5 protein-coding genes are annotated in these 4684 nt (G+C 66.8%); 3 read left to right on the plus strand and 2 right to left on the minus strand.

The features are described from left to right. The coding region (locus H0W38_RS16900; protein WP_292456202.1) for an AAA family ATPase at positions 1 to 307 on the minus strand (307 nt) is incomplete at its 3' end. Between the two features lie 197 nt (positions 308 to 504). Further along, a complete protein-coding gene (locus H0W38_RS16905) occupies positions 505 to 996 on the minus strand; it encodes an Lrp/AsnC family transcriptional regulator (RefSeq protein ID WP_292456205.1) in 492 nt (163 codons plus the stop codon). 211 nt (positions 997 to 1207) lie between these two features. Here H0W38_RS16905 and H0W38_RS16910 point away from each other — a divergent pair, with 211 nt between their 5' ends. From H0W38_RS16910 to H0W38_RS16920, 3 genes are all read left to right on the plus strand, one after another. Next, on the plus strand, positions 1208 to 2545 hold the full coding sequence (locus tag H0W38_RS16910) for an aspartate aminotransferase family protein (RefSeq protein ID WP_292456206.1): 1338 nt from the start codon (positions 1208 to 1210) through the stop codon (positions 2543 to 2545). 52 nt (positions 2546 to 2597) lie between these two features. Next, positions 2598 to 3383, plus strand: coding sequence for a gamma-glutamyl-gamma-aminobutyrate hydrolase family protein (locus H0W38_RS16915; RefSeq protein ID WP_292456209.1), 786 nt, complete (start codon positions 2598 to 2600; stop codon positions 3381 to 3383). Positions 3384 to 3469: 86 nt separating this feature from the next. After that, positions 3470 to 4684, plus strand: a 1215-nt coding sequence (locus H0W38_RS16920; RefSeq protein ID WP_292456212.1) for a glutamine synthetase family protein, incomplete at its 3' end; no start/stop codon positions are given.

Below are 4684 nucleotides of genomic sequence, written 5' to 3' on the forward strand. Positions count from 1 at the left end.
GGCCGGGATCGATGGCCGGGCGGCCGTCTTGGCCGATGTGGGTGTGATAGATCAGGTCGTTGGGCATCAGGTCGATCGTGCCCTCGGCACGGGCGAAGGCGCCGCCGATGAGTCGCGCATAGGCGCGCAGCAGCGTGGTCTTGCCGACGCCCACGTCGCCCTGCAACAGCACATGGCCGCGAGCGAACACCGCCGTGGTGACCAGGCGAATCACCCGCTGCTGGCCGATGACCGCCCGCGCCGCCTGCGCCTCGAGCTGCAAGGCGCGTTCGCGCCAGTCGTGCAGCAGCGCGTCGTTTCGGTCCATCCGTCGTACTCCGTGGGTGCGGCCGGCACGCGCGACCGCAATGGCGAGCATGCTCCGTTCAGCCGCAGGGCGGCGTCAAGCGCGGGTAGGCCCTGAAGTGTGCAGGCATGGAACAGTGCCTCGACGCACAGGGACAAGCGGGATTTGGCCGCGGCGGGGACCGACCGTGCGGTGACAGCGTGCTGTCAAGCAAGGGTTCAGACATCGAGCGCCGTCGTCTTCTTGACGGTGCGCAGCACCAGCATCGAGTTCGAGCGCAGCACGCCCGGCAGGCGCATCAGCACGTCGGTGTGGAAGCGCTCCAGGTCGGCCGCATCGTTGTAGGTGAAGCGGATCAGGTAATCGTTGGTACCGGCAACGTAGAAGCAGTCGAGGATCGAAGGCTCGGCCTGCACAGCGCGCTCGAAGGCTTCGATCGCCGGCGTCGTCAGCCGCTCCAGGTTCACGATGGTGTAGCTGGTGCCCGGCTGGCCCACCGCCCGGGGATCGACCAGGGCCACGTAGCGCGCGATGACGCCGCTGTCTTCGAGCTGCTTGACGCGGCGCAGGCAGGCCGAGGGCGACAAGTGCACGCGTTGTGCGAGCGCGAGGTTGGAGACGCGACCGTCGATCTGCAACTCGCGCAGGATGGAGCGGTCCGTCACGTCCAGCGGTGCACGCGATTTCGCATCGAACCGGCTAACTGGCATTTCATTGCTCAATGCGTGGAGAACATCGAATCTTATGCGGCAGACGCGGGTAGTCCCTTTGCCCATGCGCAACCCCATTGCGCAAGGCCAGGGCTAGACTGACCCAGCGCCCGGCAACCCTCTGGGCAGCACCGCAGCGCGGAGCTTCTTCATCGGTTCGCTCCGCCCCTTCACGTCGGCCCTGCGCCGGCTCTTGCTTGGAAACCGCGCCATGTACAACGATCTCAAGACCAGCCCCCAGGCCGCGACTTCGCTCGACGCGTACTGGATGCCGTTCACGGCCAATCGCCAGTTCAAGAAGGCGCCGCGCCTGCTGGCCAAAGCCTCGGGCATGCACTTCTGGACCCCCGAGGGCCGCGAGATTCTTGACGGCATCGCCGGGCTGTGGTGCGTGAACGCCGGCCACGGGCGGCCGAAGATCGTCGAGGCGATCCAGCGCCAAGCCGCTGAAATGGACTTCGCGCCGCCCTTCAACATGGCGCACCCGAAAGCCTTCGAACTCGCCGAGCGGCTTGTACAGCTCACACCTCCCGGCCTGGACAAAGTCTTCTATACGAACTCGGGCTCCGAGTCGGTCGAGACCGCTCTCAAGATCGCCATCGCGTACCACCGTGCGCGCGGCGATGGCGCCCGCACCCGGCTCATCGGCCGCGAGCGTGGTTACCACGGGGTGAACTTCGGAGGCATCTCGGTCGGCGGCATTGTTTCCAACCGCAAGATGTTCGGCACGTTGTTGGCGGGTGTGGACCACATCCGCCACACGCACGATCTGGCCCGCAACGCCTTTTCGGTCGGCCAGCCCGCGCACGGGGCTGAGTTGGCCGACGACCTGGAGCGCCTGGTCGCGCTGCACGACGCCAGCACCATCGCCGCGGTGATCGTCGAGCCCGTCGCCGGCTCCACCGGCGTGCTGGTGCCGCCGCAGGGCTACCTGCAGAAGCTGCGCGCCATCTGCGACAAGCACGGCATCCTGCTGATCTTCGACGAGGTCATCACCGGCTTCGGCCGGACCGGCGCCAACTTCGCGGCGCAGCGCTTCGGCGTCACGCCCGATCTGATGGCGACGGCCAAGGGCATCACCAACGGCAGCGTGCCGATGGGTGCGGTGTTCGCGAAGCGCCACATTCACGACGCCTTCATGGAAGGCCCCGATCACCTGATCGAGTTCTTCCACGGTTACACCTATTCGGCCCACCCGCTGGCGTGCGCGGCCGCGCTGGGCACGCTCGACACCTACGCCGGGGAAGGCTTGCTCACGCGCGCACTGGAGATGGAGCCCTGCTTCGCCGAAGCGCTGCACAGTCTGAAAGGCCTGCCCAACGTGATCGACGTGCGCAACATCGGCCTGGTGGGCGGCATCGAGTTGGCGCCGATGGACGGCCAGCCGGGCAAGCGCGCTTTCGACGTCTTCCTCGACTGCTGGGAGCGCGGGGTGCTGGTGCGCACCACCGGCGACACGATTGCGTTGTCGCCGCCGCTGATCGTCGAGAAGCAGCACATCGACCAGATGGTCGGCACGCTGGCCGACGCGCTGAAACGGGCTGCGTGAAGCCGAAGACGCGGCGCAGGTTGGACAAGGGCAGCGGCCAAAGGCGCTCGAGGTGAGTACCCGCCCGGTCGTGCTGATGCCCGCTTGCCAGAGCGCAAGCGGCCAGCAGTTGCACATCATCGGGCAGAAGTACGTCGACGCCGTGCGGCTCGCCGGCGGCTTGCCGCTGGTCGTGCCCTCGGTGCAGTTGCACGAACTCGACGAGTTGCTGGCGCTCGCCGATGGCGTGTGCCTGACCGGCTCGCCGAGCAATGTGCACCCCCGTCATTTCGACGAGGTGGTGCACAACACTGCGCTGCCGCTCGACACCCGCCGTGACGACTGGACATTGCCGCTGATCCCTCGAGTGCTGGCTCTCGGCATGCCGCTGTTCGCCATTTGCCGGGGCTGCCAGGAACTCAACGTGGCGCTGGGCGGCTCGCTGCACCAGGCGGTGCAGGATCAACCCGGCTTCAATGATCACCGCGCCCGAGAGGACCAGGCGGCCGAAGTGCAGTACGGCCCGTCGCATCCGGTGCAAGTGGTGCCGGGCGGGCTGCTCGACAAGCTGATCGGCAACGCGTCCTTCCAGGTCAACAGCTTGCACGGCCAGGGCATCAAGCGCCTGGCCGACGGGTTGCGTGTGGAAGCGAGGGCACCCGACGGCGTGATCGAAGCCATCTCGCTTGCCGGCGCCAGGGGCTTCGCCCTCGGCGTGCAGTGGCATCCCGAATGGCAGGCCCGCGACAACCCGGTGTCGATGAAGCTGCTGCGCGCCTTCGGTGATGCCTGCCGAGCCTTTCGCGAAAACCGCCGGAAAACAGCCCACCCGGCGGTCGAACACTTGCCGGTACCCTAGCTGCCTGTCTGCCGCTGCCCTGCGGCGGCCGATGCCACGGCGCGCCGCCTCCTTCCCTGATGCGCGCAGCAACCGACAGGTGACACATGGTGGTCCGCGACAAATTCACTTTCAGCGAACTCGAGAACTGGCTCAACGAGCGCCGCGTGACCGAGATCGAGTGCCTCGTGCCCGACCTCACCGGCGTGGCCCGCGGCAAGATCCTGCCGCGCGAAAAGTTCACCGAGGACCGAGGCATGCGCCTGCCCGAGGCGGTGGTGGCGATGGGCGTGACGGGCGAGTTTCCCGAAGAAGGGCCCTACTACGACGTCATCAGTCCCACGGACCGGGACATGCACCTTCAGCCCGACCCGAGCACGGTGCGCATCGTGCCCTGGGCCACCGACCCCACCGCGCAGGTGATCCACGACTGCTACTACAAGGACGGCACGATGGTGCCCTTCGCGCCGCGCTCGGTGCTGCGCCGCGTGTGCAGCCTGTTCGATGCCGAGGGCTGGGACCCGGTGGTCGCGCCCGAGCTCGAGTTCTACCTGGTTGCACGCAACACCGACCCCGACATTCCGCTCAAGCCGCCCATCGGGCGCAGCGGCCGCGCCGAAACCTCGCGCCAGGCCTATTCGATCGACGCCGTCAACGAATTCGATCCGCTGTTCGAGGACGTGTATGCGTACTGCCAGCAGATGGAGCTCAACGTCGATACCTTGATCCACGAGATCGGCGCCGGTCAGATGGAGATCAACTTCTTCCACGCGCATCCGCTAGCCTTGGCCGACGAAGTATTTTTCTTTAAGCGCACGGTCCGCGAAGCCGCCCTGCGCCATGACATGTTCGCCACCTTCATGGCCAAGCCGATCGCCGGCGAGCCGGGCAGTTCGATGCACATCCACCAGAGCATCGTCAACAAGGCCACCGGCCAGAACATCTTCAGCAATCCCGACGGAACGCCCTCGCAGGCTTTTTACTGGTACATCGGCGGCCTGCAGAAATACGTGCCGGCGGCGATGGCCCTCTTTGCGCCGTACGTGAACAGCTATCGGCGCCTGTCGCGCTTCACCGCGGCGCCCATCAACATCCAGTGGGGCATCGACAACCGCACGGTCGGCATCCGCTCGCCGGTGGCCGGGCCGGCGGCACGCCGCATCGAGAACCGCGTGATCGGCGCCGATGCCAACCCTTACGTGGCGCTGGCGGCGAGCCTGGCCTGCGGCTATCTCGGCATGAAGAACCGCATCGAGCCGACCGCGGAATGCAAGGGCGATGCGTATCTGGGCGATTACCAGCTGCCGCGCAGCCTGAGCGAA

The sequence above is a fragment of the Methylibium sp. genome, from assembly GCF_013817365.1.
In the GTDB taxonomy this organism is placed as follows: domain Bacteria; phylum Pseudomonadota; class Gammaproteobacteria; order Burkholderiales; family Burkholderiaceae_C; genus Methylibium.

Excerpts from the sequence above, each read along its gene's own strand:
- H0W38_RS16905 (WP_292456205.1), bottom strand. The coding sequence starts at position 996 with ATGCCAGTTAGCCGGTTCGATGCGAAATCGCGTGCACCGCTGGACGTG.
- H0W38_RS16910 (WP_292456206.1), top strand. The coding sequence starts at position 1,208 with ATGTACAACGATCTCAAGACCAGCCCCCAGGCCGCGACTTCGCTCGAC.